Source organism: Myxococcus vastator, from assembly GCF_010894475.1.
Classification (GTDB): domain Bacteria; phylum Myxococcota; class Myxococcia; order Myxococcales; family Myxococcaceae; genus Myxococcus; species Myxococcus vastator.
Genome location: NZ_JAAIYB010000571.1, coordinates 1 through 4571 on the forward strand (window position 1 = coordinate 1; position 4571 = coordinate 4571).

Consider the following 4571-nt stretch of genomic DNA (forward strand, 5'->3'; position numbering starts at 1 on the left):
GGGAAGGGGCCCTTGCGGCACCCGGTGGCGGCGGTGGTGGTGGCCTCCGGCACGCGGATGCTGCTGCTCCCTCCGCCCGCGCAGCACCTGGTGGACCTGGTGGCGCGCTCGCTCGTCATCGCGTCGCTGGCGTGGTTCCTCATGCGCTTCGTGCGGCTGGCGGCGGGCTTCCTGGAGCACCGTGTGGGCGCGGAGGGCCCGGACGTGGCGCGCGTGCGCGGCCTGCGCACGCAGCTGGCCGTCATGCGCCGGGTCATCGAGTCCACCGTGGTGCTGGTGGCGGGCTCGCTGCTGCTGCTCCAGTTCGAGGCGGTGCGCAACGTGGGCGTGTCGCTGCTGGCCTCCGCGGGCATCGCCGGCCTGGTGCTGGGCCTGGCCGCGCAGAAGTCCATCTCCACGCTGCTGGCGGGCATCCAGCTCTCCATCACCCAGCCGGTGCGCATTGGCGACACCGTCATCGTGGAGAACGAGTGGGGCTGGGTGGAGGAAATCACCCTCACGTACATCGTCGTGAAGGTGTGGGACTTGCGCCGGCTGGTGGTGCCGATGAGCCACTTCCTGGACAAGCCCTTCCAGAACTGGAGCAAGGTGTCGCCGGACATCCTGGGCACGGCGGAAATCTTCGCGGACTTCCGGACGGACGTGCCGGCCGTGCGCGCCGAGCTGCGGCGCATCTGCGAGACGGACGGCGCCGCGCTATGGGACGGCAAGGTGGCGGGGCTCCAGGTGACGGACTGCACCGAGCGGACCATGAAGCTGCGCGCGCTGGTGAGCGCGGCGGATTCGGGCAAGCAGTGGGACTTGCGGTGCCTCGTCCGCGAGAAGCTCATCGAGTTCCTCCAGAAGCAGCCGCATGGCCTGCCGCTGCTGCGCGCCGAGGCCACCCACGCGAACGTCCAGGACGGCGCCGCCGTCACGCTGGGCGTGGTGCCCCTCTCCGGGCCCGCGGGCGCCAACGTCATGGTGGCGGCCAAGCGCCAGGAGTGAGCCTCGTGTCCACGGGGCCCCACGGGGAGGCCCCGCCGGGCAGGCCGTGTTTGCCGTGAGCGCCATGGGAGGCCCACCTTCGGACATCGCTTCGTCGGGAGGTGGACATGGCTGGAAGGCTTGGCAGAGCAGGCGGCGTGGCGCTCCTGGCGGCCCTGTGGGGCACGGGCCCCCTGGTGGGGCTCACCGCCCGGGCGGAGGCGGCCCAGGCCGGGCAGACGCGTGAGTCCCTGTCGGAGCGGGACCTGCTCCTGGCGCAGCTCTCCCTCTTCGACGCGACGGCCATCGCGGCGGGCAACCTGGCGCTGGAGAAGTCGGCCAACCCGCAGGTGCGGCAGTTCGCGCTGCGGCTGGTGGAGGACCACCGCCGCCACCTCCAGGACTTGAAGGCGTGGGGCGGCTCGCCGTCCATGGACATGGTGGTGGCGGACCTCACACAGCCCCGGGACACGGCGGGGATGGGCGGCTCGGGGAGCAAGGACGGGGGGCTCCTCCCGGGGCCGAGTCTGTCCATGCAGCGCGCGGACGCCCGCCTGGTGCAGGCCGTGGCGTATGCCCAGCAGCACCTGGAGGTGCTCCGCGAGGCGCAGGGCCGGGAGTTCGACGAGGCCTTCCTGAAGCGCGTCGTCGATGACCAGGAGGGAGTCCTGCGGCTCGTGAAGCAGGCACGGTCGACGTACAGGAACGACAAGGCCTTCACGCTCATGCTCGACAGGACGGGCAACCTCGCGGACCGTCATCTGCAGCGGGCCCAGGGGCTGAAAGAGTCCTTCGAGTGAACGCGCCGTCCCGTCGCCTGGCTCGCCGGGTTGACGTGACGAAGCGGGGACGCCTAACTCCGGCGGCATGAGGACCGCCGCGAGGCTGCTGTGGGTGTATCTGGCTGGAGCCTTGGGCTCGTGCGCCGCGCCCGCGTCTCGGGTGTCGCCCGTGGCCCCCGAGGGCGCGACGCCCGTGGGGCCCTTCCTCCCTGAAGCCCGCGCCTTGTTCGAGGGCTGCACGCTGGTGCCGGACCGAGCCGACTCGCGGCGCTACCGCTGCGACGGCGTGACGGTGTGGCTGACCGAGCGGGAGGGCCTGACGCGCGAGCAGGCGTTGACGGAGTCCCAGGCTCGAATCACCGAATGGCTGGGGCCCGGCGCCACGGTGGTGGAGGAGGCGCTGCCGCTGGCGGGAAGTCCGTGGCCCTCGGTCCGAGTGGAGGCGTGCGAGGCGGAGGCCTGTCGCGCCGCCGGGTATGCCTCCGCGGTCGCCGGGACGCTGGGGCGGGTGCGGCAGCTCGGGTGCGTCGTCCGCGCGCCCGTGCGGCCCCTGCTGGCGCGCTGCCTGGAGCTGCTCGAGTCCCTCGCCTCGAAGGGCAGCCCTGAAGGTGAGGCGCTGGGACGCGAGGCGCTGCTCGTCCCGCCGCGCCTGCCGTGGCGGGCCCTGGCCGTGCCGGACGGCTGTCAGCTCGCCGCGTCCACGGCGCGCGCGGGGCGCATCCGCTGCGAAAGGGCCGCGCTGTCGTGGAGCCTCCATGCGCCGGCCCAGGCCCAGGTGACGGAGCGTTGGCGCTCGCGGAGCGTGGCGGAGCTGGTGGATTCACTGCCGGGCGCGGGGCCGGTGGAGGAGGTGCCCTGCCGGCTGGAGAACCTGGACACGCGCTGCGCGCGCTTCACGGTACCCTCGCCCGAGGGGCCGCTGCGCGTGTGGGCCGCGGCCGTGACGTGGGAGGACCGGGCGCTCTTCGCCGCGTGCAGCCACCTGGCCTCCGAGCCTCCGTATCCCGCCGTCTGCAACGGCGCGTTCAGCCTGCCTTGATGCCGCGAAGGACGACACCTCGTGTACGAGCTCCAGGACGTCTCCAAATGCTACGGGGCCCTGCAGGCCTTGCATCCGCTCAGCTTGAGCCTGCCGACAGGGCGCACCACGGTGCTGCTGGGGCCCAGCGGCTGTGGCAAGTCCACGCTGCTGCGGCTGCTCAACGGGCTGCTGCCGTGTGACACCGGGCGCGTCCTCTTCGATGGCGAGCCGCTGCCCGCGGGAGGCGAGGCGCTGCTCGCGGTGCGCCATCGCGTGGGGTACGCGCTCCAGGGGGGCGGCCTCTTTCCGCACCTCACGGGCGAGGAGAACGTCACCCTCATGGCGAGCCACCTGCGCTGGCCCGCGGCGAAGACGCGCGCGCGGCTGGAGGCGCTGGTGGAGTTGACGCGCTTTCCCACGGACGCGCTGGCGCGCTACCCCTCGCAGCTCTCCGGCGGTCAGCGTCAGCGGGTGGCGCTGATGCGCGCGTTGATGTTGGACCCGGACGTGTTGCTGCTGGACGAGCCCCTGGGCGCGCTGGACCCCCTGGTCCGTCACGAGCTGCAAGGTGACCTGCGCGGCATCTTCGCCCGGCTGCGCAAGACGGTGGTGCTGGTGACGCATGACCTGGCGGAGGCGGGCTTCCTGGGCGACAGCATCCTGCTCATGCGGGAGGGCCGCGTGGTGCAGCAGGGGCGGCTCGCGGATTTGGAGGCGCGGCCCGCGGACGCGTTCGTCACCCGGTTCATCCAGGCGCAGCGGCCCCTTCCCAACGGCGGGGCGGGAGGCGAGGCGTGAGGGGCGTGTGGCTCCTGGTGTCGCTGCTCGTGTGCGCGTGTGGCGGGGCGTCCTCGTCTGGGGACGGCGTGCCCCAGGTGCGCGTGGGCTCCAAGAAGTTCACCGAGTCCGTCATCCTGGGAGAAGCGGCGGCGCAGCTCGCGCGGAGCACCGGTGCGCGTGTCACGCATCGGCGGGAGCTGGGCGGCACCGCCGTGCTCTGGGAGGCGCTGCGCCGGGGAGAGCTCGACGTGTATCCCGAGTACACGGGCACGCTGCGCCAGGAGTTGCTGTCCGGGCGCCACCTGCCGGACGACGCGGCGCTGCGTGAGGCCCTGGCCGAGGCGGGGCTGCGGATGAGCGAGCCGCTGGGCTTCAACAACACGTATGCGCTGGGCATGAAGGACGCGGAGGCCGAGCGGCTGGGCATCCGGCGCATCTCCGATTTGCGTGCCCATCCTTCGCTGCGTCTGGGTTTCAGCAACGAGTTCATGAACCGCGCGGACGGCTGGCCCGCATTGCGAGACAGCTACGCGTTGCCGCAGCGGGAGGTGCGCGGGCTGGACCATGATTTGGCGTACCGGGGGCTGGAGAGCGGGTCGCTCCAGCTCACGGACCTGTACTCCACCGATGCGGAGATTGAAGCCTACGGGTTGCGCGTGCTGGAGGACGACCTGCGCCACTTCCCCGCGTATGACGCGGTGCTGCTGTATCGCGACGACCTGGAGGCGCGGGCGCCCGAGGCCCTGGCGGCGCTGCTGCGTCTGGAGGGCCGCGTGTCCGAGGAGGACATGGTGAAGCTCAACGCGAGGGCCCGGCTGGAGCGCGTGTCGGAGGGGCGCGTGGCCTCGGGCTTCCTGGCCACGGCGCTGGGAGTCAGCTCGGAGGTGCGTGGGGACGGGCTGGCCGCTCGCGTGTGGAAGCGGACGCGTGAGCACCTGTTCCTCGTGGGGGTGTCACTGCTGGCGGCGATGGCGCTCGCGGTGCCGTTGGGCGTGCTGGCCGCGCGGCGGCCTCGGCTGGGG

5 protein-coding genes are annotated in these 4571 nt (G+C 72.6%); all 5 read left to right on the forward strand.

The genetic code is table 11. The features are described from left to right. Positions 1–987, forward strand: a 987-nt coding sequence (locus tag G4D87_RS34040) for a mechanosensitive ion channel family protein (RefSeq protein ID WP_163786843.1), incomplete at its 5' end; no start/stop codon positions are given. 107 nt (positions 988–1094) lie between these two features. Continuing rightward, a complete protein-coding gene (locus tag G4D87_RS34045; protein ID WP_176413502.1) occupies positions 1095–1766 on the forward strand; it encodes a DUF4142 domain-containing protein in 672 nt (223 codons plus the stop codon). Between the two features lie 67 nt (positions 1767–1833). Continuing rightward, positions 1834–2787, forward strand: coding sequence for a hypothetical protein (locus G4D87_RS34050; RefSeq protein ID WP_176413503.1), 954 nt, complete (start codon positions 1834–1836; stop codon positions 2785–2787). Positions 2788–2808: 21 nt separating this feature from the next. Then, on the forward strand, positions 2809–3567 hold the full coding sequence (locus tag G4D87_RS34055) for an ATP-binding cassette domain-containing protein (RefSeq protein WP_163786844.1): 759 nt from the start codon (positions 2809–2811) through the stop codon (positions 3565–3567). Beyond that, on the forward strand, positions 3564–4571 hold a 1008-nt coding region (locus tag G4D87_RS34060), incomplete at its 3' end, for a glycine betaine ABC transporter substrate-binding protein (RefSeq protein ID WP_163786845.1). The genes G4D87_RS34055 and G4D87_RS34060, both read left to right, overlap by 4 nt.

Bases quoted from the DNA above. Each gene is read 5' to 3' on its own strand.
- G4D87_RS34045 (WP_176413502.1), top strand. From the start codon at position 1,095: ATGGCTGGAAGGCTTGGCAGAGCAGGCGGCGTGGCGCTCCTGGCGGCC.
- G4D87_RS34050 (WP_176413503.1), top strand. From the start codon at position 1,834: ATGAGGACCGCCGCGAGGCTGCTGTGGGTGTATCTGGCTGGAGCCTTG.